Below are 23,311 nucleotides of genomic sequence, written 5' to 3' on the forward strand. Positions count from 1 at the left end.
CGCGGCGGCTCGCAGGGGTTGCCTGCGTGCAACACTGGTCTAGACAACATGGTCGAAGGGACCCCCCTGCCCCGGCCATGACCAGCTTCACCGGAAAGGCACGTCTCATGGCTGAGCGCCGCGTCACCATCGGTTGGGCCGAGGGCCTGCACGCCCGTCCCGCCTCCGTCTTCGTCCGGGCCGTCACGGCCACCGGCGTGCCGATCACCATCGCCAAGCCCGGCGGCACCCCGATCAACGCCGCCTCCATGCTCGGCCTGCTCGGCCTCGGCGCCCAGGGCGGCGAGGAGGTCATCCTCGCCTCCGACGCCGAGGGCGCGGACGAGGCCCTGGACCGCCTTGCCCAGCTGGTCCAGGAAGGCCTCGACGAGCTGCCGGCCGCCGCCTGAGCACCGTCGAGGAAGGGGGGCACCGCCACGGCGGTGCCCCCCTTCCGCGTGCCCGGCTCCGGGTACCCGGCGGCGCCGGAGCCGCGGGCCCCCGCGCCCGGGTCAGCCCTTGACGCAGACGACCTGCTTCAGGTGGGCGACGACCTCCACGAGGTCCTTCTGCTGCTCGATGACCTTCTCGATCGACTTGTACGCACCGGGGATCTCGTCCACGACGCCGCTGTCCTTGCGGCACTCCACGCCCTTGGTCTGCTCGACCAGGTCCTGGGTGGTGAACCGCTTCTTCGCGGCGTTGCGGCTCATCTTCCGGCCGGCGCCGTGCGAGGCGGAGTTGAACGCCGCCTCGTTGCCGAGGCCGCGGACGATGTAGGAGCCGGTGCCCATCGAACCGGGGATGATGCCGAAGTCACCGGAGCCGGCCTTGATCGCGCCCTTGCGGGTCACCAGCAGGTCGACGCCGTCGTACCGCTCCTCCGACACGTAGTTGTGGTGGCAGCTGATCACCTCGTCGAAGGTGACCCTCGCCTTGGCGAACTCACGGCGGACGACGTCCTGGAAGAGCGCCATCATCACCGCGCGGTTCTTCTTGGCGTACTCCTGCGCCCAGAAGAGGTCCTCGCGGTAGGCGGCCATCTGCGGGGTCTGCGCGATGAAGACCGCGAGGTCCTGGTCGATCAGCCCCTGGTTGTGCGGCAGCGACCGGGCGACGCCCATGTGGTGCTCCGCCAGCTCCTTGCCGATGTTCCGGGAGCCGGAGTGCAGCATCAGCCACACGACTCCGGTGCTATCAACACATACTTCGATGAAATGGTTTCCCCCTCCGAGGGTCGCCATCTGCTGCATGGCCCGCTCGCGGCGCCACTTGACCTCGTGGGCCACGCCGTCGAACCGCTCCCAGAAGTCGTCCCAGCCCGCCGTGGCGAAGCCGTGGAGCTTCTTCGGGTCGACCGGGTCGGTGTGCAGGCCGCGGCCGACCGGGATGGCCTGCTCGATCTTGGAGCGCAGTCGCGAGAGGTCGTCGGGCAGGTCCCCGGCCGTGAGCGAGGTCTTGACGGCGCTCATCCCGCAGCCGATGTCGACGCCGACGGCCGCCGGGCAGACGGCGCCCTTCATCGCGATCACGGAGCCGACCGTCGCACCCTTGCCCAGGTGGACGTCGGGCATCACGGCGAGGCCGTGCAGCCAGGGCAGCGAGCTGATGTTGCGCAGCTGCTGCATGGCCTGGCCCTCGACGGTGGCCGGGTCGGTCCACATCCGGATCGGCACGCGGACGCCGGGTACCTCGGTGTACGACATGGTTGAACGACCTCCAAAGGTCGGCTGGTTCAAGCCTAGGTGGGGTGCCGCGCGAAGAGTCCCGGCGCGGCTCGGGGAAGTTCCGGGGGTGGGGCTCAGACGCCCTGGGCACAGCGGGAGAACGGCCTCGGGGAGCGTCGTGCAGTTCGCTCGACCCGCATGGTGACCGCCTCCTCCCGTTCGTGTGTGCCGGGGAACATCTACCCACGCGGCGCCCGGGGCCCGCAACGGGATAAAACGCGGGGGCCCGGCGGAGCGGAGTGCTCCACCGGGCCCCAGCCCGTACCGGGGGGATCAGGCGCTGATCAGGCGGTGATCACGGTGACCTCGCCGATGCCCAGCTCGCGCACCGGGTCGGCGATCGTGGCGGCGTCGCCGACCAGGACGGTGACCAGGCGGTCCGCCGGGAACGCCGCGACGACGGCCTCGGTGGCCTCCGCCGTCGGCAGCTCGGCGAGCCTGCGGTAGACCTCGGCCTGGTAGTCGTCCGGCAGGTCCTGCTCGACCTGGTCGGCCAGCGTGCCGGCGACGGAGCCCGCGGTCTCGTACTTCAGGGGGGCCACGCCGACCAGGAACTGCACGGCCTCGTCGCGCTCCGCGTCGGTGAGGCCCTCGGCGGCGAGGGTCCGCAGGATGGTCCAGGTGTCGGCGAGCGCCGGCGCGGTGGACGCGGTGTCCACCGAGCCGCTGATCGCGATCAGCGCACGGCCGGAGCCGTCGGCGGCGGAGCGCAGCGGCTGGGCGAACGCCCGGACGCCGTAGGTGTAGCCCTTCTCCTCGCGCAGGACGCGGTCCAGGCGGGAGGTGAGGGTGCCGCCGAGGCAGTAGGTGCCGAGGATCTGGGCGGCCCAGGCCGGGTCGTGGCGGTCCGGGCCGACGCGCCCGATGAGCAGCTGGGTCTGGACCGAGCCGGGGCGGTCGACGATGACGACGCGGCCGGTGTCGTCGCCGGTCACCGGGGCGTGCACGGTGGGCTCCGCGGTGGTGCCGGTCCAGGTGCCGAGGGTGGCCTCCAGGAGCGCGGGCAGGTCGGTGCCGGTGAGGTCGCCGACCACCACGACGGTGGTGGTGGAGGGGCGGACGTGGGCGTCGTAGAAGGCCTTGACGGCGGCCCGGTCGATGGACTTGACCGTGTCGGCGGTGCCGCCGCGGGGGCGGGAGAGCCGGTCGGCGCCGTCGAAGAGCTCGGCGTAGAGGGCCTTGGCGGCGCGGCGGGCGGGGTTGGCCGCCTCGTGGACGAGCTCGTCGAGCCGGTTGGCGACCAGCCGCTCGATCTCGTCCTCGGGCAGCGCGGGCGCGCGCAGCGCGTCGGCGAGCAGGCCGAGGCCGCGCTGGAGCCGGGAGGCAGGCACCTCCAGGGAGACCCGGAGGCCGGGGTGGTCGGCGTGCGCGTCGAGGGTGGCGCCGGCCCGCTCCAGTTCGGCGGCGAACTCCTCGGCGGTGAGGGTATCGGTGCCCTCGTTGAAGGCGCGGGCCAGGATGGTGGCGATGCCGTCGAGGCCCTCCGGCTCGGCCGCGAGCGGCACGTCGAGCTGGACCTCGACGGCGACGAGCTGCTGGCCGGGGCGGTCGCAGTGCAGGACGGTGATGCCGTTGCCGAGGGCGGCGCGCTCGGGGGCGGGGAACGCCCACGGCTCTGCGGTGCCGGGCTCGGGCTTGGGGTGGAACGTCATGGCGGGGACGTAGTCGGTGCTCATGCGGCAGCGCCCTCCTCTTCGGTGGCGTCGGTGGCGGTCTCGTCGGCGTCGGTGTCGTCGCCGGTGGTGGGCTCGTAGACCAGGACGGCCCGGTTGCGCGGGTGCAGGCGGGCCTGGGCGACGGCCTGGACCTCCTCCGCGGTGACGTCGAGCACCTTGGCCAGGGCGCTGCCCAGCAGCTTCGGGTCGCCGAACAGGACGGCGTAGCGGCAGAGTTCGTCGGCGCGGCCGGAGACGGTGGTGAGCCGGTCGAGCCACTCGCGCTCGATCTGGGCCTGGGCGCGCTCCAGTTCGGCGGCGGTGGGGCCCTCCGCGGCGAAGCGGGCGAGCTCCTCGTCGACGGCGGCGTCGATCTGCTCGATGGTGGCGTCGCCGGAGGTCTTGACGTCGAGCCAGCCGAGGCTGGGGGCGCCGGCGAGGCGGAGCAGGCCGAAGCCGGCGGCGACGGCGGTGCGGTCGCGGCGCACGAGGCGGTTGTAGAGACGGCTGGACTCGCCGCTGCCGAGGATGGTGAGGGCCAGGTCGGCCGCGTCGGCCTCGCGGGTGCCGTCGTGCGGGAGCCGGTAGGCGGCCATCAGGGCGCGGGACGGGACGTCCTCGTGGATGTGCTCGCGGATCTCCCGGCCGAAGGTGTCGGGCAGGGTGCCGTCGCGCGGGGGCTGCTTGCCGTCGTGGCCGGGGATGGAGCCGAAGTACTTCTCCACCCAGGCGATGGTCTGCTCGGGGTCGATGTCGCCGACGACGGAGAGGACGGCGTTGTTCGGCGCGTAGTACGTGCTGAAGAACGCGCGGGCGTCCTCCAGGGTGGCGGCGTCGAGGTCGGCCATGGAGCCGATGGGGGTGTGGTGGTACGGGTGGCCGTCGGGGAAGGAGAGCGCGGTGAGCTTCTCGAAGGCGGTGCCGTAGGGCACGTTGTCGTAGCGCTGGCGGCGCTCGTTCTTGACGACGTCGCGCTGGTTCTCCATGGACGTGTCGTCCAGGGCGGCGAGCAGCGAGCCCATCCGGTCGGCCTCCAGCCAGAGAGCGAGCTCCAGCTGGTGGGCGGGCATGGTCTCGAAGTAGTTGGTGCGCTCGAAGCTGGTGGTGCCGTTGAGCGAGCCGCCGGCGCCCTGCACGAGCTCGAAGTGGCCGTTGTTCGAGACGCTGGCGGAGCCCTGGAACATGAGGTGCTCGAACAGGTGGGCCAGACCGGTACGGCCCTTCACCTCGTGGCGGGAGCCCACGTCGTACCAGAGGCAGACGGCGGCGACCGGGGTGAGGTGGTCCTCGGAGAGGACGACGCGCAGGCCGTTGGCCAGGCGGTGCTCGGTGATGGCGATGGCAGCGCCAGTTCCTCCGGTGGAGGCGGATGCGGGGGCCGGGTTGGCCATGCGCTCGGGTCCTTCCCGTCGTCGATGTCGGGGGTTCGTGTGGCGTCCCCCATTGTGGTGCAACGCGGGGAGGGCTCGGATGTGTCCGCGCGGACCGGGCGTTCGCCAGGGGCGGAAGAGGGGCGCTGGCTCGGAGTGTCGGCGCGAGGGTCCACAATGGGGGCGCTGGGCCCTGTTGACGACAGCCGACGAGGACAGCACACGACGGCAGACGCAGACGACGACTGACGACGACGAGACGCAAGCGAGACGTAAGGGAGCCCCGCCGCGATGGCCCGCCGCAGTTCGCAGACCCCGCCGCCCGGAGATTTCGAGGAGCGGATCCTCGACGTCGACGTCGTGGACGAGATGCAGGGCTCCTTCCTGGAGTACGCCTACTCGGTGATCTACTCGCGTGCGCTGCCCGACGCACGGGACGGCCTGAAGCCGGTGCACCGGCGGATCCTGTACCAGGCCAACGAGATGGGCCTGCGGCCGGACCGCGCGCACGTGAAGTGCGCCCGCGTGGTGGGCGAGGTGATGGGCCGGCTGCACCCGCACGGTGACGCGTCGATCTACGACTCGGTCGTCCGGATGGCGCAGCCGTTCTCGATGCGGCTGCCGCTGATCGACGGGCACGGGAACTTCGGTTCGCTGGGCAACGACGACCCGCCGGCCGCGATGCGGTACACCGAGTCGCGGTTGACGGCGGCTTCGATGGCGATGGTGGAGTCGATCCACGAGGACACCGTCGACTTCGGCCCGAACTACGACGGCAGCGAGCAGGAGCCGCTGGCGCTGCCGGCCGCGTTCCCGAACCTGCTGGTGAACGGCGCGACGGGGATCGCGGTCGGGATGGCGACCAACATGCCGCCGCACAACCTGTCCGAGGTGGTGGCGGCGGCCCGGCACCTGATCAAGCACCCGAACGCCGACCTGGACACGCTGATGCGGTTCGTGCCCGGGCCGGACCTCCCGACCGGCGGCCGGATCGTCGGCCTGTCGGGCATCCGGGACGCGTACGAGTCGGGCCGCGGCACCTTCAAGATCCGTGCGACGACGACGATCGAGAGCGTGACGGCCCGCCGCAAGGGCATCGTGGTCACCGAGCTGCCGTACAACGTCGGCCCGGAGAAGGTCATCTCGAAGATCAAGGACCTGGTCAACGCGAAGAAGCTGCAGGGCATCGCGGACGTCAAGGACCTCACCGACCGCGAGCACGGGCTGCGGCTGGTGATCGAGGTGAAGAACGGCTTCGTGCCGGAGGCGCTGCTGGAGCAGCTCTACAAGCTGACGCCGATGGAGGAGACCTTCGGCATCAACAACGTGGCCCTGGTGGACGGCCAGCCGCTGACGCTGGGTCTGAAGGAGCTGCTGGAGGTCTACGTCGACCACCGCTTCGAGGTGGTGCGCCGGCGCAGCGAGTTCCGTCGGCGCAAGCGCCAGGAGCGGCTGCACCTGGTCGAGGGCCTGCTGGTGGCCCTGATCGACATCGACGAGGTCATCGCGATCATCCGGTCGAGCGACAACGCGGCGCGGGCGAAGGAGCGCCTGATGGAGCGCTTCTCGCTGTCGGAGACGCAGACCGCGTACATCCTGGACACGCCGCTGCGCCGGCTGACCCGGTTCGACCGGGTGGAGCTGGAGGAGGAGCAGGCGAAGCTCAACTCCGAGATCGCGGAGCTGACCGAGATCCTGGAGTCGGACACCCGGCTGCGCAACGTCGTGTCGGGCGAACTGGCCGCGGTGTCGAAGCAGTTCGGCACCGAGCGGCGGACGGTGCTGCTGGAGGCGGGCGCGGCCCCGTCGGCGGCGCTGTCCGTTCCGCTGGAGGTGGCGGACGACCCGTGCCGGGTGCTGCTCTCCTCGACGGGCCTGCTGGCGCGGACGGCGGACGGCGAGCCGTTCGAGGTGTCGGAGAAGCGCTCCAAGCACGATGTGATCGTTTCGGCGGTGCCGGCCACGGCGCGGGCGGACATCGGTGTGGTGACGTCGGCGGGCCGGGTGCTGCGACTGCCGGTGATCGACCTGCCGGCGCTGCCGCCGACGCCGTCGCCGACGCTGGCGGGCGGCGCCGCGGTGGGCGAGTTCCTGCGGCTGGAGACGGGCGAGCGGGCGCTGGCGCTGACCACGCTGGACGAGTCCTCGCCGGGTCTGGCGCTGGGCACGGCGCAGGGTGTGGTGAAGCGGGTGGTGCCGGAGTGGCCGGCGAACAAGGACGAGTTCGAGGTGATCGCCCTCAAGGAGGGTGACGAGGTGGTCGGCGCGGTCGAGCTGCGCACCGGCGAGGAGGACCTGGTCTTCATCGCCTCCGACGCCCAGCTGCTGCGCTACCCGGCGGGCCAGGTGCGCCCGCAGGGCCGACCGGCGGGCGGCATGGCCGGGATCAAGCTGTCGGACGGCGCCCGGGTGCTCTCCTTCACCGCCGTGGACCCGGCCGTGGACGCGGTGGTGGTCTCGGTGGCCGGTGCCTCGGGCACGCTGACGGGCGAGGAGCAGAGCTCCTGGAAGGTCACGCCGTTCGAGCAGTACCCGCGCAAGGGCCGGGCCACCGGTGGTGTGCGCTGCCAGCGGTTCCTGCGCGGCGAGGACGTGCTGTCCTTCGCCTGGGCGGGTGCCGCGCCGGCCCGCGCGGCCGGCGCCAAGGGGGCTCCGGTCGACCTGCCGGAGCGCGACCCGCGTCGTGACGGGTCGGGCACGCCGGTGACGGCGCCAATCGGTGTGGTGGCCGGCCCGGTGTAAGGGCGGAACGGTGTAACGGCGGCCCGGTGTAAGGGCGGAACGGCGTAACGGCGGCCCGGTGTAACAGCGGCCGGCCGCAGGTCGTGGGAGGGGTGCCGGAGTCCGGCGCCCCTCTCGCGCGTCCGGGCCGGGTCGCAGGAGCCGCGTACGGGGAGCCCGGGGGCCCCGGGAGCCGAGGGGGCCAAGCGGGTGCCAAGCCCCGGTGGCCCGAGGGGCCAAGGGTAGCCTTGCCTGCGTGAGCACCTGTGCGACCGTGTCGCGTGAACTGTCGGAGCCGCTGGCCGCCACGGCGGCCACCGCCACCACCTGGCTGCTGATCGAGCAGACCGGGCCGTGGGGCGCGAAGGCGCTCGCGGAGAGCCATCTGGACGCCGCGGTGGGGCGGGCCCTGGAGGCGGCCGCCGCGGGGACGGGCGTGCGGGTGGCGCTGATCCGGCGGCCTGGCCGGCACGCCGACTGCCTGCCGACCGCGCGGCACGAGGTGTTCCTCGCGCACACCGTGCCGGGTCGCGGCTGGGTGCGCCGGGGGGCGGTCACGGACCCCGCGGAGCTGCTCGGGCTGGACTTCGGGGCGCTGGGGGCGGGCGAGCACGGCGGGTTCGGCGCGGAGCACGTCGGCGGACCGGTGGCCCTGGTGTGCACCAACGGCCGACGGGACCGCTGCTGCGCGCTGCTGGGCCGGCCGCTGGCCGCCCAGCTGACGGCGGCCGGGCACAGCGAGGTGTGGGAGGTGACCCACCTGGGCGGGCACCGCTTCTCCCCCACCATGCTGGTGCTGCCGTACGGCTTCGCCTACGGGCGGCTGACGGCGGAGAGCGCCAAGGAGGTGCTGGCGGCGACGGCGTCCGGGCACATGGTGCCGGAGTGGTCGCGGGGCTGCTCGGGCTGGGAGCGCCCGGGCCAGGCGGCCGACCACGCCGTCCGGCTGGCCACCGGCGAGACCGAGGTGGACGCGCTGACCCTGAGCCAGCGCTCCGCCGGCGCGGGGCGCTGGCTGGTGACCGTGCGGCACCGGGACGGCCGGGCCTGGGAGGTGGACGTGGTCGAGGGCGCGAGCGAGCCGGCCCGCCCGGAGAGCTGCGGCAAGGCGGCGGGCACGCCGTCGCGGATGGACGTGGCGGCGGTCCGGGCGCTGTCGGTCCAGGAACGGTGACGGCCCCGCGCCCGTGGGGGTGGGCGCGGGACCGCCGGCGCGGGGTCAGCCCGTGGCGGCCTTGCCGACGAACTCCGTGGTGTAGGTGCGGGCCAGGTCGATGGAGCCCTCCTTGCCCTTGACGTCCGGGTGGAAGGCGGCGAGCACCGCGAGGACGGTCTTCGGCCCGTCGGCGGGCATCACCCCGTCCGTGGTGAACATCGGCAGGGTCGCCCCGATCGCCGCCGCGTACTGCTCGGCGCCGCCCTGCGCGTAGTCCGCGGGCATCTTCTCGGCGATCTCCGCCGGGGTGTGCGCGGCCATCCACTTCAACGTCCTGACGAAGGCGTTGGCGAGCTTCTGGGTGGTGTCCTTGTTCTTCTCCACCCACTCGGAGCTCATGTAGAGCGAGGACGAGGGGTAGAGCCCGCCGAGTGCGGCGCGCGAGCCCTCGGGGGTCCGCATGTCGTAGAGGATCTTGCCGAGGCCCTTGTCGAGAACGGCGGCCACGGTCGGGTCGGTGGTCATGCCGGCGTCGATGCTGCCCTGCTGGAGCGCGGCGATGAAGGTCTGGCCGGCGCCTACCGCTATCGGGCTGAACTCGCTGACCGCGGTGCCGTTCTTGACGGCGAGGTACTTGGTGAGGAAGTCCGTGGAGGAGCCGATGCTGGTGACGCCGAGCTTCCTGCCCTTGAAGTCGGCGCCCGAGGTGATGGCGTCGGCCTGCTTGGCGGAGACGATCTCGACCTCGCCCGGTGCCTGGGAGAACTGCACGACCGACTCGACGTTCTTGCCCTTCGCCTGGAGGTCGATGGTGTGGTCGTAGAAGCCGACCGCGCCCTGGACGTCCCCGGCGAGCAGCGCGGTGGTGGCGTTGACGCCGGCCGGTTCGCTCAGCAGCTCGACGTTGACGCCGGCCTCGGCGAAGAACCCGAGGCGCTGGGTGAGCATGGCGGGCAGGTAGATGACCTTGTCCAGGCCGCCGACCATGATCTTGACCTTGGGGCCGTCGACCTTCTGCCCGGCCGGGGCGGCTCCGCTGTGGGAGACGGAGGCGGCGTCGTTGGCGCAGGCGGCGAGCGGGAACAGCAGGACGGCGGCGAGGGCGGCGGCGGCAGCTCTGCCGGTCGGGTTCGGGCGCATGGGTGGGGGTGCCTCTCTGCGGTGGAACGGGGTGGGGTTCAGCGGCCGTCGCCGGAGTCGGCGGGCTTCCAGCGGAACAGCTTCTTCTCGGCGAAGGTCAGCAGCCCCTCGGTGAACAGCGCGACGACGGCGAGGATGGTCATCGCGGCGTACACGCCGGCCGCGTTGAAGGTGCCCTGGGCCGCGGCGACCAGCAGGCCGAGGCCCTTGGTGGCGCCGATGTACTCGCCGACGATGGCGCCGATCAGCGCGAAGCCGAAGCTGACGTGGAGGCTGGTGAAGATCCACGTGGTGGCGGCGGGGATGACCACCTGAAGGGTGACCCGCCGGTTGTCGGCGCCCAGGATGCGGGCGTTGGCGACCAGGTTGCGGTCGACCTCGCGGGCGCCCTGGAAGGCGTTGAAGAAGACCGGGAAGAACACCAGCACCACCGCCGAGGCCACCTTGGAGGCCGGGCCGAGGCCGAACCAGATCAGGAAGATCGGGGCCAGCACGATGCGCGGGATGGCGTTCAGCACCTTGATGTAGGGCCCGAACACGTCGGCCAGGAAGCGGATCCGGCCGAGGGCGATGCCCAGCAGCACGCCTCCGGTGACACCGATCACCCAGCCGGTGAGGGCCTCGTAGAGGGTGTAGCCGATCTGCTCGCCGAGCGAGCCCTGGGCCGTGCCGTGGGTGATCCACTGCCAGATCTGGTCCCAGATCCTCGTCGGCTGGGAGAAGTTGAACGGATCGACGACCTCGGTGCGGGCGCACAGCTCCCAGAGTCCGAGGAAGGCCACCAGCACCGCGATCCGGGCTCCGTAGATGCCCAGCCTTCGCCTGCGGGCGGCTCGTTCGCGGGCTTCCGTCCTGGTGGCGGTGGCCACCGGGGCCTTTCCGGCGACGGCCGGCGCGGTCTCAAGCGGCACGACCCGCTCCTCTCTCCCGGGTGATGCGCACCTCTTCGCCGAGCGACGCCCAGATCTCCCGGTACAACTCGACGAACCTCGGCTCCAGCCGGACCGCCTCCACGGTGCGCGGGCGGGGCAGGTCGACGGTGAAGACCTCCTTGACGGTGGCCGGGCCAGCCGTCATCACCACGACCCGGTCGGCCAGCGCGATCGCCTCGTCCAGGTCGTGGGTCACGAAGACCACGGACGACCCGGTGCCGGCCCACAACTCCAGCAGCTGGTCGGACATCAGGGCGCGGGTCTGCACGTCCAGCGCCGAGAACGGCTCGTCCATCAGCAGGATGCCGGGGTCGTTGACGAAGGTCTGGGCGAGCGCGACGCGCTTGCGCATACCGCCGGACAGCTGGTGCGGGTAGCGGTCCTCGAAGTCGCCGAGGCCCACCCGGGCCAGCCAGTCGCGGGCCCGCTCCCTGGCCTCGGTGGCCGGCACGCCGCGGAAGCGCGGGCCGGCCGTGACGTTGGACAGCACGGTCCGCCAGGGGAAGACGGCGTCCTGCTGGAACACGAAGCCGACCTTCCGGTCGATGCCGTCGACCGGCCGGCCGTACACCCGGACCTCGCCCTCGGTGGGCTCCTCCAGGCCGCTGACCAGGGTCAGCGTGGTGGACTTGCCGCAGCCGGTGGGGCCGACGACGGCGACGAACTCGCCCTGCGCGACGGTCAGGTCGAGGTCGCGGACGGCGGTGTGCAGGGCGCCGGACGGGGTGCGGAACCGCTTGGTGGCGCCGGTCAACTCGATCGCCGGGGCCGGCGCCGGCCCGGTCGCCGGGGTTGTGCTCATGGAACCTCCCGGGGTGCTCTGTGCTTGCCCCGGGAGGCTAGGAGCGGCGGGGGCGGCGGCGGGAGACTTCTCGGCGAACTGCGGGTTCTCCGCGTTGAGGGCTGTTCTGCTCGTTTTGCTTCCGCTACAACAGCGGGGGCACGGCTGACAGAACCACCCCGGAAACATAGGGTGTGCCGACCACCGACCCGCCACCCACCCGGTTCCGCCCGATCTGCCCGATCCGCCCCGCCCGATCCCCCAATCCCCCCGCCCCGCCCTGATCCCCCTCGCCCGTCGACCGCGGCCGGTCGGACGCCCCCGAGAGGAGGCCCGGATGAAACACCCCCACTGGCCCCGCCGGGTCTTCGCCCAGCTGCTGCTGAGCCAGACCGTGGTGACCGTCGGCGTCACCGTCCTCACCGCCGGCCTGTTCCTGGCACCGGTCAGCGCCGAACTGGACCACGACGCGATGCAGCGCGCGCTGTCCATCGCCCAGGCCACCGCCGGCGACGAGACGATCGCCCGGGCCGCCGAGGTCCGCGACGCCGCCACCGCCCAGCGCAACGCCGAGCAGATCCGGACGGCCACCGGCGCCAGCTTCGTCGTGGTCACCGACCTGGACGGCATCAGGCTCTCGCACACCGATCCCGGCCGGATCGGCCAGCGGGTCTCCACCGATCCCGAGCCCGCCCTCGCCGGGCGCAGCGTCACCGCCATCCAGGAGGGCACCCTGGGCCGTACCGCGCGCGGCAAGGTCCCGCTGCGGGTCGCCGACGGGCGGATCGTCGGCGAGGTCTCGGTGGGCATCAGCGACGACTCGATCCGTCGGCGGCTGCTGAAGATGCTCACCGGCATCCTGCTCTGCGCGGGCGCCGGGCTGACCGCCGGCACCGTCGCCACGCTGGCGCTGGCCCGCCGGCTGAAGCGCCGCACCCACAACATCGCGCTGGCCGACATCTCGGCGCTGCTGGTGGAGCGGGAGGCGATGCTGCACGGCATCCGGGAGGGCATGGTGGCGCTGGACGAACGGGGCCGGATCCGGCTCGCCAACGACGAGGCGGGGCGGCTGCTCGGCCTCCCCGAGGAGTTCGCCGGGCGGCCGATCGACGAGGTGCTGCCGCCGGGCCGACTGGCCGACGTGCTGGCCGGGCGGATCACCGGCGCCGACCTGCCGGCCGTCCGGGACGACCGGGTGCTGGTGGTGAACCGGATGGCGACGGCCGAGGGCGGCGCGGTGGTCACCCTGCGCGACCGCACCGAGCTGGAGTCCCTGGTCCGTGAGCTGGACACCACCCGCAGCCTCACCGAGGCCCTGCGGGCCCAGGACCACGAGCACGCCAACCGGATGCACACCCTGCTCGGCCTGCTGGAGCTCGGCCGCCACGACCAGGCGGTGGCGTTCATCTCCGAGCAGTCGGGCTCGCACGCGGCGGCGGTGGCCCGGATCGGCGAGCGGGTGCGGGACCCGCACGTCGCGGCGCTGCTGGCCGGCAAGGCGGCGGTCGCGGCCGAGCGCGGCGTCCGGCTGGCGGTCGCCCCGGCGGCGCACCTGCCGGACGCGGTGGTGGACACCCGGGCGCTGGTCACGGTGCTCGGCAACCTGATCGACAACGCCGTCGACGCGGTGGCTCCGGGCGGCGGCGGTCAGGTGGCGGTGACCCTGGCGGCGGCCGGGTCCACCCTGCTGGCCGAGGTCGCGGACAGCGGGCCGGGGGTGCCGGCGGCCCTGCGCGAGCGGGTCTTCGAGGAGGGGTGGACCAGCAAGGACGCGCCCGCGCACCGGCCGCGCGGGCTGGGGCTGGCGATGGTGCGGCGGCTGGTCGAACGGACCGGTGGCCGGATCGTGCTCGACACCGGGCCGCTCGGCGGCGCCCGGTTCACCGTCGAGCTCCCCGAGGCCCTGCACGACGACCCCCCGGCCGCGCCCCTCCCCGCACCGCCCGTCCCCGCACCGCCCGTCCCCGCACCGCTCGTGGAGGCCCGATGATCGACGTACTCGTGGTGGACGACGACTTCCGGGTCGCCGACGTGCACGCCGCGTACGTGGCCAAGGTGCCCGGCTTCCGGGTCACCGGCACCGCGCACTCGGCCGGTCAGGCGCTCGCCGCGCTGGAGCGCCGCCCGGTGGACCTGCTGCTGCTCGACCACCACCTGCCGGACGAGACCGGCCTCGCCCTGGTGCGGCGCCTGCGCGAACGGCAGGTGGCGTGCGACGTGATGATGGTGACGGCCGCCCGGGACGTCTCCACGGTGCACGCCGCGATGCAGCACGGCGCCCTGCAGTACCTGGTCAAGCCGTTCAGCTTCGCGGGGCTGCGGGAGAAGCTGGTCGCCTACGCGCAGCTGCGGCACGCGCTGGCCGGACCGGCCGCGCGCGAGGCGGGCCAGGACGAGGTGGACCGGCTCTTCGCCACCCTGCGCGGCACGGCGGCCCCCGCGGCCGCCCTGCCCAAGGGCCACTCGGCGCCCACCACCGACCTGGTGCTCGGTGTGCTCCGCCGCGCCGGCCGCCCGCTCTGCGCCCAGGAGGTCGCGGACGCCACCGGGCTGAGCCGCTCCACCGCGCAGCGCTACCTCAAGCAGCTGGAGCGGGACAGCCGGCTGCGGCTCACCCTGCGGTACGGCGACACCGGGCGGCCCGAGCACCGCTACGTGCTGGCCGTCCGGGCCTGAGGGCCGCCCCGGGCCGAACGCCGCCGTTCACGGCGGAACCCCGACGGGTCCCGGGCCCGTCGGGGTTCCGTGCGCGCCGCGCGGCGCCCGCCGCCGCTCAGGCCGCGCCGGCTCCGGTGAGGGAGCGGACCTCCAGCTCGGCGTAGCGGTCCGCGTCGGCCGGCTCGGGCGAGGTGAGGGTGCCGATCCAGCCGGCCAGGAAGCCCAGCGGGATGGAGACGATGCCCGGGTTCTCCAGCGGGAACCAGTGGAAGTCCACCCCCGGGAAGAGCGCCACCTTGGTGCCGGAGACCACCGGCGAGAAGGTCACCAGGACGATCGCCGGGATCAGCCCGCCGTACACCGACCAGACCGCGCCGCGCGGGGTGAACCGCCGCCAGAACAGCGTGTACAGCAGCACCGGCAGGTTGGCCGAGGCGGCGACGGCGAAGGCCAGGCCGACCAGGAAGGCCACGTTCAGCTGCTGGGCGAAGAGGCTGAGCGCGATCGCGACCGCCCCGATCCCCACCGCCGCGATCCGGGCGACGCCGACCTCCTCGCGCTCGGAGGCCTCCCGGCGGGCCCGCCGGGAGGCCGGCACGCCGCCCCGCCGACGGCGCGGGCGCCCCCGCCAGGCGCCCGCCCAGATGTCGTGGGCGAACGCGGCCGAGGAGGCGAGCGTCAGCCCGGCGACCACGGCCAGGATGGTGGCGAAGGCGATCGCCGAGATCAGCGCGAACAGCACCACCCCGCCGGTGCTGCCGTTGCCGCCGCCGAGGACGAGGGCCAGCAGCGGGACGGCCGTGTTCCCCGCCGCGTTGGCGTGCCGGACCTCCGCCGAGCCGACCAGCGCGGTGGCGCCCAGGCCGAGCGCGATGGCCATCAGGTAGAAGCCGCCGACCAGCCCGATCGCCCACATCGTCGAGCGCCGGGCGGCCCGGGCGGTGGGCACCGTGTAGAAGCGGGACAGGATGTGCGGCAGGCCCGCGGTGCCCAGCACCAGGGCGAGGCCGAGGCTGAAGAAGTCCAGTCGGCTGGTGAAGCTCGCCCCGTACTTGAGCCCCGGCTCCAGGTACCGCTGCCCGGCGCCGCTGTGCTGGGCGGCCTGCCGCATCAGCTCACCGACGTCCCCGTGGAAGCGGACCATCAGCAGCACGGTGAGCAGCACCGAGCCCGCGATCAGCAGGAAGGCCTTGACGATCTGGATCCAGGTGGTGGCTCGCATCCCGCCGACCGTGACGTAGACGATCATCAGACCGCCCACCGCCACGATGGTCCAGGTCCGGGCCTGGGTGCTGCTGGTGCCGAGCAGCAGGGCGACCAGGCTGCCCGCGCCGACCATCTGGGCGACCAGGTAGAGCAGGGTGACGACGACGCTGGCGCCGCCGGCCGCCGCCCGGACCTTGCGCCGCCGCAGGCGCAGCGCCAGCACGTCGGCCAGGGTGTACCGGCCGGCGTTGCGGACCAGCTCGGCGACCAGCATCAGCACCACCAGCCAGGCGACCAGGAAGCCGATGCTGTAGAGCACGCCGTCGTAGCCGTACAGCGCGATCAGCCCGGCGACGCCGAGGAAGGAGGCGGCGGAGAGGTAGTCGCCGGAGAGCGCGAAGCCGTTCTGCAGCGGGGTGAAGTCACGGCCGCCGGCGTAGAAGTCCTCGGCGGCGCTGCCCCGGCGGCCCACCCAGAGGGTGATGCCCAGGGTGACCAGGACGATGACGGCGAAGAGCACGATGGCCAGGTCGTGGTGGTCGCCGGCGGGGGCGACGGGAGGCGGGGTCGCGGTCCTCATCGCAGCTGGTCCTGGGTGTCCCAGCGCAGGCCCAGCGCGGCCCGGTCCCGCTTGGTGCGGGCGTTGCGGGCGTAGAGCCAGGTGAGCAGGAAGGTCGAGGCGAACTGCAGCAGGCCGAGCAGCCAGGCCACGTTGACCGGGCCGGCGACCTGGCTGCGCATCAGCCCGGGCGCGCCGGCCTGGGCGGCGACGTACAGCAGGTACCAGCCGAGGAACGCCCCGCTGACCGGGAGGACGAAGGCCCGGTAGCTGCGCTTGATCTCCTGGAACGCGTCGCTGCCCTGGACGGCGCGGTACACCTCGCTGCTGTCGACGGCCGACGGGGCCTCGACCGGCGGCACGGGAGCCGGCGCGAGCGGCCGGGCCGGCGGGGCGGCCTCCATCCGGGCCGCGGGCGGCGCGGACGGCACCGGTGGTGCCGGCGGCGGCACGGCGGGGGCCGGCGGCGCGGGCCGGTCGGGCTGGGGGGCCGCGGCGGGAGCGGCCCACCAGTCGAATCGCTGCCCCTGTCCGGGGCTGCTCGTCTGCTGCTGTGGCACTACTGCTCCTGGACCGGCGGGGCTCTGACCGAACCCATGATGGAGGCCCGCGGAGCCCGCCAACTCCCATTGCAGATACGTTCACTCGATGAGGTGATCGATGATCCGACAGGTGCTCATCCGACTACTGCTGCGTACCGGTGAACCCGTGGCGAAAGGCGTACGCGACCGCCTGGGCGCGGTCCCGCACCCCGGTCTTGGCGAACAGATTGTTGATGTGCGTCTTCACGGTGGCCGGGCTGACGAACAGCCGACGGGCGATCTCGGTGTTGGAGAGGCCCTCCGCGATCAGTGCCAGCACCTCGGCCTCGCGGGCGGTCAGCCCGTCCGGCAGCTCCGCCGGGCGCCCCGCTCCGGGCCCGGCCGGACCGGACCGGCCCGCACCGCCGCCACCGCCACCGCCACCGCCGCCGCCACCGCCACGCCCGCCGCCGTGCGACGCGTCCCACCCGCCCGGCGCGGTGGCCTGCTGCGCACCGCCCGCCAGCCGCTCCAGCAGGCGCAGCTGCACCTGCGGCGAGAGCCCGGCGGCGCCCGAGCGGACGTCCGCGATGGCCCGGGCGATCTCGTCGCCGCCGGCGTCCTTGGTGAGGTAGCCGCGCGCCCCGGCCTGCAGCGCGGGGAAGAGCGACTCGTCGTCGGCGTAGGTGGTCAGCACGACGACCTCGGTCTCCGGGTGCGCCGCCCGGATCCGGCGGGTGGCCTCGACCCCGTCGCAGCGCGGCATCCGCAGGTCCATCAGGACGACGTCCGGGCGGTGCCGCTCGACCAGCTCGACGGCCTCCTCGCCGTCGGCGGCGGCGCCCACCACCTCGATGCCCGGCAACAGGCCGAGCAGCATCACGATGCCCTCGCGCACCACCGTCTGGTCGTCCGCGACCAGCACCCTGGTCGGATCCGCCCCGGTCACACCGGCACCCGCAACAGCACGCGCCACCCTCCCTCGTCCGGGCCCGCCAGCAGGGTGCCGCCGAGCAGTTCCGCGCGTTCGCGCATCCCCAGCAGACCGTACCCGCTGCCGGTGGCCGCCAGCCCACCGGCCGATTCGCCGCGGCCCGGGCGGGTGTTGCGCACCTCCAGCTCCACCGCGCCGGGCAGGTAGCGCAGTTCCAGCGCGCAGCGTGCGCCGGGGGCGTGTTTGCGCACGTTGGTCAGGGCCTCCTGCGCTGTGCGCCGGACCGCGAGCCCCGCTTCGGCGGGGAGCGGGCGCGGGGTCCCGGTGACGGTGAACGCCGCCCGCTCGCGCCCGGTCAGCTCCACCAGGAACTCGCCGACCGGGGTGAACTCGCCGCGCAGCGCGGAGAGCGCCTGCCGGGTCTCCGCCAGGCCGTCCTGCGCCATCCGCCGCGCCGCCACCACCCGTTCGCGGACCTGCTCCCGGTCGGTGCCCGCGTCCAGCATCAGCCGGGCCGCCTCCAGGTGGACGAGCTGCGCGGAGAGGCTGTGGGCCAGGACGTCGTGGATCTCGCGGGCGATCCTGGCCCGCTCGGCGAGCGCCGCGCTCTCCGCCTCGGCGGCCCGCGCGGCCCGTTCCTGGGCCAGCAGCCGCCGGGCGGTGCCACGTGCCTCGCCGTCCATCCGCAGCAGGTAGCCGAGCAGGGTGAGCCCGCCCACCGTGGCGAGGATCCCCAGCCAGCTCTCCCAGCTGGCGGCCGTGTAACTGCCGAACGCGGCCGCCGCCGTGGCCAGCGCGGCGCAGGCGGGCAGCCGGACCAGCGCGGTCAGGGCCAGCCCGCCCCAGACGAAGTCGGCCAGCAGGTGGGCCCTCCCCCACTCGGCGACCCAGGCGGTGCCGATCAGGGCGGCGGCCAGGGCGAGCGCGGGCCGCAGCAGCTGCGCGCGGGCGGCCCGCAGGAAGGCGGCCGTCAGCAGGACCACCGCGGCCAGCCCGGCCGCCGCCGCGGCCACCGCCCAGCCGGTGTACCCGCCGCGGGAGAACGTCCCCCAGCCCAGGGTGACGAGCAGGACCGTCCGGCCGATCAGCGTCAGGACCCGCCGGGCCGGGCTCTCCGTGTCCCTCTCCGGCCCCTCGCGGGCCGGCCAGCCGGTCCAGCTCCACCCGGGCACGGGCCTCCCTCTCCTCGGTGTGGTCACGCGCGGGCCGACCGGTCAGCCGGCCACGCCGGCGCGGTACGGCGTCGCCAGCTCCCGCGCCCTCCAGTTCACCACGACGGTCCGGACCACCAGCAGCGCCGCGAGCCCGAGCATCAGCGCGCTGCCGCTCTGGTGGACGTGCAGCGCCGCGCCCAGTCCGTACAGACCGATCCGGACGACGATCATGCCGGCCCAGGCCGCCCCGGTGGCCTTGGTGGCGCGGGTCCAGAGCGCGCCGTCCTCGCCGCGCCAGATCCGGACGGTCCAGCCCCAGACGCAGCCCATCGCCAGCACCACCAGCAGCGAGGCGGCGGTCAGCCCGATCGAGAGGGCCCGGTGGGCACCGTCGACCAGGCCCGGGTCGCGCAGCGCGAGCACGGCGAGGACCAGCGGCAGCACCCAGAACCGGCGCTCGGTGTCGAGGCGCTGCGGGCTCAGCTGGCGGCGGACCACCAGGGCGACCACCGCGATGATCACGAGGACGTTGACGAGGCCGGTCATCGGATTCTCCGTTGCGACAGGAGGGCTTGCTGACCTCTCCGACGCTACGGATCCGGCGCCCCCCGCTGATCGGCGCCGGGGTGGACCGGGGGTGGAGCCGGCACGGCGGGGGCCCTCCACCCGAGGGTGGAGGGCCCCCGCCGTGCGGCGGTGCGCTCAGGCGTCGATGCGCGAGCGGTCCAGGGTGGCCGCCGAGTCGACGATGAACTCCTTGCGGGGGGCGACGTCGTTGCCCATCAGCAGGTCGAAGATCTTCTCGGCCTGCTCCAGGTCGCCCAGGTTGATCCGGCGCAGGGTGCGGTGGCGCGGGTCCATGGTGGTCTCGGCCAGCTGGTCGGCGTCCATCTCACCGAGGCCCTTGTACCGCTGGACCGGGTCCTTCCAGCGCATGTTCTTGCGCTGGAACTCCAGCAGGGTGGAGCGCAGCTCGGCGTCGGAGTAGGTGTAGTGGTACTTGTCCTGGCCCCGCTTGGGGTTGGTGAGCTCGATCCGGTGCAGCGGCGGGACGGCGGCGAAGACCCGGCCCTGCTCGACCATGGGCCGCATGTAGCGCTGAAAGAGCGTCAGCAGCAGGCAGCGGATGTGCGAGCCGTCGACATCGGCGTCGGCCATGAAGATGACCCGGCCGTAACGGGCCTGGTCGATGTCGAAGGTGCGGCCCGAACCGGCCCCTATCACCTGGATGATCGCGGCGCACTCGGTGTTCTTGAGCATGTCGCTCACGGACGCCTTCTGCACGTTGAGGATCTTGCCGCGGATCGGCAGCAGCGCCTGGAACTCCGAGTTGCGGGCCAGCTTGGCGGTCCCGAGCGCGGAGTCCCCCTCGACGATGAAGAGTTCGCTGCGCTCGACGTCGTCACTGCGGCAGTCGGCCAGCTTGGCCGGCAGCGAGCTGGTCTCCAGCGCGGTCTTCCGGCGCTGGGCCTCCTTGTGCTGGCGGGCGGCGACCCGGGTGCGGGCGGCCGCGACGACCTTGTCCAGGACGGCCCTGGCCTGGACCTTCTCGTCCTTCTTGGCGGAGGTCAGGAAGGCCTTGAGCTCCTTGGCGACCACCGCGGCGACGATCCGGTTGGCCGCCGAGGTGCCCAGCACCTCCTTGGTCTGGCCCTCGAACTGCGGCTCCGCGAGCCGGACGGTGACCACGGCGGTGAGGCCCTCGGTGGCGTCGTCCTTGGTGATGTCGTCCTCGGCGACGCGCAGCAGCTTGGCGGCGCGCAGTGCCTCGTTGACGGTCTTGGCGAGCGAGCGCTCGAAGCCGGTGACGTGGGTGCCGCCCTTGGGGGTGGCGATGATGTTGACGAAGGAGCGCAGGGTGGTGTCGTAGCCGGCGCCCCAGCGCAGCGCGATGTCCACGCCGAGGTGGCGGGTGACCTCGGTGGGCGTCATGTGGCCGACCTCGTCCAGGACGGGGACGGTCTCCTTGAAGGTGCCCTCGCCGTGCAGCCGCAGCACGTCGCAGACCGGCTTGTCCGGCGCGAGGAACTCGCAGAACTCGGCGATGCCGCCGTCGTAGTGGAAGGTCGACTCCTCGACCACGTCGCTCTCGGTCAGCCGCTCGTCACGGACGACGATGGTGAGGCCGGGGACGAGGAAGGCGGTCTGCCGGGCCCGGTTGTGCAGGTGCTCCAGGGAGAGCCGGGCGTCCTTGAGGAAGATCTGCCGGTCGGCCCAGTAGCGGATCCGGGTACCGGTGCGGGTCTTCGGCACCTTGCGGGCCTTGCTGAGGCCGTTGGCGGGCTCGAAGGGGGCGTCCGGGCCGCCCTCGGTGAAGATGCCCGGGGTGCCCCGGCGGAAGCTGACCGCGTGGGTGTGGCCGCCGCGGTCCACCTCCACGTCCAGCCGGGCCGAGAGGGCGTTGACGACGGACGCGCCCACGCCGTGCAGGCCGCCCGAGGCCGCGTAGGAGCCGCCGCCGAACTTGCCGCCGGCGTGCAGCTTGGTCATCACGACCTCGACACCGGAGAGCCCGGTCTTGGGCTCGACGTCCACCGGGATGCCGCGGCCGTTGTCGCGCACCTCCACCGAGGAGTCGTCGTGCAGGACGACGTCGATGCGGTCGCAGTGGCCGCCGAGGGCCTCGTCGACCGAGTTGTCGATGATCTCCCAGAGGCAGTGCATCAGGCCCCGGCTGTCGGTGGAGCCGATGTACATGCCGGGGCGCTTGCGAACCGCCTCCAGGCCCTCCAGGACGAGCAGGTGCCGAGCGGTGTAGTTGGAGCCGTCGTCCCCGGCCAGCAGTGCGGACGGCACGGTCGATTCGGCACTCACGCGGCACTCTCCTCGGTGAAGTTCTGTCTCATCGGTCACATCCGGGCACAGCCGGAACGTCCGCCAGTGCAGCACACCGCACCGACAACAGCTCCGCCACGTGTGCACGCCCCTGCGCTGGGTCACAGCACGACGAGCCGGTCCCGCGCAGCTTGTACGCGCTGCGCGAACACGCACCGCGCCGGATTCCGCGCACCGGAGCGCCATCTCCTCCCGGTACCACCGGTCCTGGCGGATCGTGGGACCGGGCGCAGGCTCCGGAACTGCCGTTATGCAGGCTACCGGGGCCCAGGACGGGGCTTATGCTCCAACCCAGCAGAGGATTATGCTACGCGGACCTCGCACCCCGTCCCGATCGGGCGTTCGAGGGACAGGCGGATCCTGGGATTCGGTACGCATGAACCACCGGCCCCCGGGGCACGTCCTCATCAACACAGCAGAATCCTCAAAGAAGAAAAGCCACGAGCGGGAACGTTTTCGGCCTGGTTGGATGTTGACCCTGGTACGACAGCTCGTCGAGCTAGAGAAGAGGCGACGTGACTACTGTTCTGACCCCTGCGAGCCCGCTCACCGCGGCTGACCGCTGCGACCGCTGCGGCGCCCAGGCCTACCTGCGCGTCGTACTCGCCAGCGGCGGAGAGCTGCTCTTCTGTGCCCACCACGGCCGGAAGTTCGAGCCCGAGCTCAAGAAGATCGCCGTGGAGATACAGGACGAGAGCGGCCGGCTCAGCAGCACCACCAACGCCACGGCCGCCGACGAAGAGCGCTGATACCGGGCGCCACAGCAGCAGCAGGCCAACGAGCTGTGTCCGGCCGCGCACCGCGCGCGACCGGCGAGCCGGGCGGCGGGTCCCCTGACGGGGGTCGGTCGTCCGGCTCTGCTGTTTCCGGCCGCGATCGGACCGGCTGCGATCCGGCCGGGCCCACCGCGGTTTCGTACGGGCCGCCGCGCCGCCCGGCGGTCCGGGCGACGCGACGTCAGAACGTGACCGCGCGACTACAGGACGGAGCGTACCGCGTCGGCGACCGCGGCGACGCGGGTGTAGACACCCGGGTGGGCCGCCTCCGCGCAGCCCGTGCCCCAGGAGACCAGCCCGGCAAGGCGTCCGGCGACGACCAGCGGGCCACCGCTGTCCCCCTGGCAGGCGTCCTTCCCGCCCTTCTCCGCACCGGCGCAGACCATGCCGCGGGCGTCGAAGTGCCCGTCCGGCCCGCCCGGGTAGGCCTGGGCACAGGTCCGGTCGGGGATGACCGACACGTCGACACCACGGAGCGTGGGCGAGTAGTCGCCCTTGCCCGAGGTGTCCCCCCAGCCGTAGACCTGCGCCCGGTTCCCCTCCCGGTACGGCTCGGTGTCCCCCTGGCCGACCAGGTCGATCACCGGGCGGGCACCCTGCGACTCGGTGAGCGTGAGCACCGCCACATCGTTCATGTTGGCCGCGAAGGCGTAGTCGGGGTGGATCCAGACCGCCTCGACGGGCACCTCACGGCCGGCCGAGCCGCGCAGGTCGTCCCGGCCCACCACGACCTTCAGCCCCGGCCGCTCCACCTGCCGGCCCTTGGCCTCGTCGTAGAAGCAGTGCGCCGCCGTCACGACCTTGGTCGGAGTGACGAGCGCACCGCCGCAGAACTGCCCCGAGCGACCGTTGCCGAACTGCTGGCGGCTGGCGACCGCCACCATCCACGGGTGGTCGGCGGTGCTCACGACGGCGCCGCCGATCACCCGCCGCTGGGCCTCGGCCGGTGCGGCCGGGCCGAACGCGACCAGCGTCGCGGGCATTGCGGCGAGCAGGCCCAGGACGGCCGCCCGGTAGCGGCGACGCACCGGCCGGCCGGCCGGGCACGCCGAGGGCGAGGCGACGGTCGGCAGGTCCGCGCGATCCGGGTTGGGCAGCACCGTGTCTCCAGTTGGCTCGGTAGCGGGCAACCGGCACAGCGTAGGTGATCGGCTACGGTCCGCGACCGGTTACCGCCGCACCGCCACCCGGACGAGCGACAACAGCC

Annotated in this window: 19 protein-coding genes; 6 read left to right on the plus strand and 13 right to left on the minus strand. The window is 73.3% G+C overall.

What is annotated here, in order from left to right:
• Positions 1 to 107 precede the first annotated feature (107 nt).
• The gene (locus ABT263_RS27180; RefSeq protein WP_352294211.1) at positions 108 to 389 is read left to right on the plus strand and encodes an HPr family phosphocarrier protein; all 282 of its coding nucleotides are present in this window, start codon (positions 108 to 110) and stop codon (positions 387 to 389) included.
• A gap of 102 nt (positions 390 to 491) precedes the next feature.
• Here ABT263_RS27180 and ABT263_RS27185 read toward each other — a convergent pair whose 3' ends face one another.
• The 3 genes from ABT263_RS27185 to ABT263_RS27195 form a co-directional block, all read right to left on the minus strand.
• Positions 492 to 1,685, minus strand: coding sequence for an RtcB family protein (locus ABT263_RS27185; protein ID WP_352294213.1), 1,194 nt, complete (start codon positions 1,683 to 1,685; stop codon positions 492 to 494).
• Positions 1,686 to 1,990: 305 nt separating this feature from the next.
• Positions 1,991 to 3,358, minus strand: a complete 1,368-nt coding sequence (locus tag ABT263_RS27190; RefSeq protein WP_352294251.1) for a M16 family metallopeptidase — start codon at positions 3,356 to 3,358, stop codon at positions 1,991 to 1,993.
• A gap of 20 nt (positions 3,359 to 3,378) precedes the next feature.
• A complete protein-coding gene (locus ABT263_RS27195) occupies positions 3,379 to 4,752 on the minus strand; it encodes a M16 family metallopeptidase (protein ID WP_352294214.1) in 1,374 nt (457 codons plus the stop codon).
• A gap of 270 nt (positions 4,753 to 5,022) precedes the next feature.
• On the opposite strand from ABT263_RS27195, the gene ABT263_RS27200 reads away from it, so the two are divergent.
• Together ABT263_RS27200 and ABT263_RS27205 are read left to right on the plus strand one after the other, a co-directional pair.
• Positions 5,023 to 7,473, plus strand: a complete 2,451-nt coding sequence (locus ABT263_RS27200) for a DNA gyrase/topoisomerase IV subunit A (protein ID WP_352294216.1) — start codon at positions 5,023 to 5,025, stop codon at positions 7,471 to 7,473.
• A gap of 235 nt (positions 7,474 to 7,708) precedes the next feature.
• Positions 7,709 to 8,626 (plus strand): ferredoxin family protein, encoded by a 918-nt coding sequence (locus ABT263_RS27205; protein WP_352294218.1) that lies wholly within the window; start codon positions 7,709 to 7,711, stop codon positions 8,624 to 8,626.
• Positions 8,627 to 8,671: 45 nt separating this feature from the next.
• On the opposite strand, the gene ABT263_RS27210 is transcribed toward ABT263_RS27205, so the two are convergent.
• Genes ABT263_RS27210 through ABT263_RS27220 form a run of 3 tightly spaced genes read right to left on the minus strand, consistent with a single transcriptional unit; the run spans position 8,672 to position 11,482 of the window.
• Positions 8,672 to 9,748, minus strand: coding sequence for an ABC transporter substrate-binding protein (locus ABT263_RS27210; protein ID WP_352294220.1), 1,077 nt, complete (start codon positions 9,746 to 9,748; stop codon positions 8,672 to 8,674).
• Positions 9,749 to 9,786: 38 nt separating this feature from the next.
• Entirely contained in the window at positions 9,787 to 10,617 is an 831-nt protein-coding gene (locus ABT263_RS27215; RefSeq protein WP_380388628.1) for an ABC transporter permease, read from the minus strand.
• A gap of 31 nt (positions 10,618 to 10,648) precedes the next feature.
• Positions 10,649 to 11,482: an ABC transporter ATP-binding protein gene (locus ABT263_RS27220; protein WP_329489875.1), complete on the minus strand. Its 834-nt coding sequence runs from the start codon at positions 11,480 to 11,482 to the stop codon at positions 10,649 to 10,651.
• Positions 11,483 to 11,798: 316 nt separating this feature from the next.
• Here ABT263_RS27220 and ABT263_RS27225 point away from each other — a divergent pair, with 316 nt between their 5' ends.
• Together ABT263_RS27225 and ABT263_RS27230 are read left to right on the plus strand one after the other, a co-directional pair.
• Positions 11,799 to 13,451, plus strand: a complete 1,653-nt coding sequence (locus tag ABT263_RS27225; protein ID WP_352294222.1) for an ATP-binding protein — start codon at positions 11,799 to 11,801, stop codon at positions 13,449 to 13,451.
• Positions 13,448 to 14,137 carry a response regulator gene (locus tag ABT263_RS27230; RefSeq protein ID WP_329489873.1) on the plus strand — a complete coding sequence of 230 codons (690 nt, stop codon included), beginning with the start codon at positions 13,448 to 13,450 and terminating at the stop codon, positions 14,135 to 14,137. The genes ABT263_RS27225 and ABT263_RS27230 overlap by 4 nt, the downstream gene beginning before the upstream one ends.
• Positions 14,138 to 14,234: 97 nt before the next feature.
• Here the strand turns inward: ABT263_RS27230 and ABT263_RS27235 are convergent, their stop codons facing one another.
• The 6 genes from ABT263_RS27235 to ABT263_RS27260 all read right to left on the minus strand — a co-directional run bounded on the left by ABT263_RS27235 (position 14,235) and on the right by ABT263_RS27260 (position 21,307).
• Positions 14,235 to 15,905, minus strand: a complete 1,671-nt coding sequence (locus ABT263_RS27235) for a monocarboxylic acid transporter (RefSeq protein WP_352294224.1) — start codon at positions 15,903 to 15,905, stop codon at positions 14,235 to 14,237.
• Complete coding sequence (locus ABT263_RS27240; protein ID WP_352294226.1) at positions 15,902 to 16,444, minus strand: DUF485 domain-containing protein; 543 nt, start codon at positions 16,442 to 16,444, stop codon at positions 15,902 to 15,904. Before ABT263_RS27240 ends, ABT263_RS27235 begins: the two co-directional genes overlap by 4 nt.
• 124 nt (positions 16,445 to 16,568) lie before the next feature.
• Positions 16,569 to 17,285, minus strand: a complete 717-nt coding sequence (locus ABT263_RS27245) for a response regulator (protein WP_502885873.1) — start codon at positions 17,283 to 17,285, stop codon at positions 16,569 to 16,571.
• A 65-nt stretch (positions 17,286 to 17,350) separates the two neighbouring features.
• Positions 17,351 to 18,511 (minus strand): sensor histidine kinase, encoded by a 1,161-nt coding sequence (locus ABT263_RS27250; protein ID WP_352294229.1) that lies wholly within the window; start codon positions 18,509 to 18,511, stop codon positions 17,351 to 17,353.
• A 42-nt stretch (positions 18,512 to 18,553) separates the two neighbouring features.
• Positions 18,554 to 19,039: a DUF1453 domain-containing protein gene (locus ABT263_RS27255; RefSeq protein ID WP_352294231.1), complete on the minus strand. Its 486-nt coding sequence runs from the start codon at positions 19,037 to 19,039 to the stop codon at positions 18,554 to 18,556.
• A 156-nt stretch (positions 19,040 to 19,195) separates the two neighbouring features.
• A complete protein-coding gene (locus ABT263_RS27260; RefSeq protein ID WP_352294233.1) occupies positions 19,196 to 21,307 on the minus strand; it encodes a DNA gyrase/topoisomerase IV subunit B in 2,112 nt (703 codons plus the stop codon).
• Between the two features lie 536 nt (positions 21,308 to 21,843).
• Between ABT263_RS27260 and ABT263_RS27265 the strand changes: the two genes are divergently transcribed.
• Positions 21,844 to 22,077, plus strand: coding sequence for a DUF7455 domain-containing protein (locus ABT263_RS27265; protein ID WP_352294235.1), 234 nt, complete (start codon positions 21,844 to 21,846; stop codon positions 22,075 to 22,077).
• A 227-nt stretch (positions 22,078 to 22,304) separates the two neighbouring features.
• Here the strand turns inward: ABT263_RS27265 and ABT263_RS27270 are convergent, their stop codons facing one another.
• The gene (locus ABT263_RS27270; protein ID WP_502885874.1) at positions 22,305 to 23,087 is read right to left on the minus strand and encodes a S1 family peptidase; all 783 of its coding nucleotides are present in this window, start codon (positions 23,085 to 23,087) and stop codon (positions 22,305 to 22,307) included.
• Positions 23,088 to 23,311 lie beyond the last annotated feature (224 nt).

The sequence above is a fragment of the Kitasatospora sp. NPDC001603 genome (assembly GCF_040298365.1).
Classification (GTDB): Bacteria; Actinomycetota; Actinomycetes; order Streptomycetales; family Streptomycetaceae; genus Kitasatospora.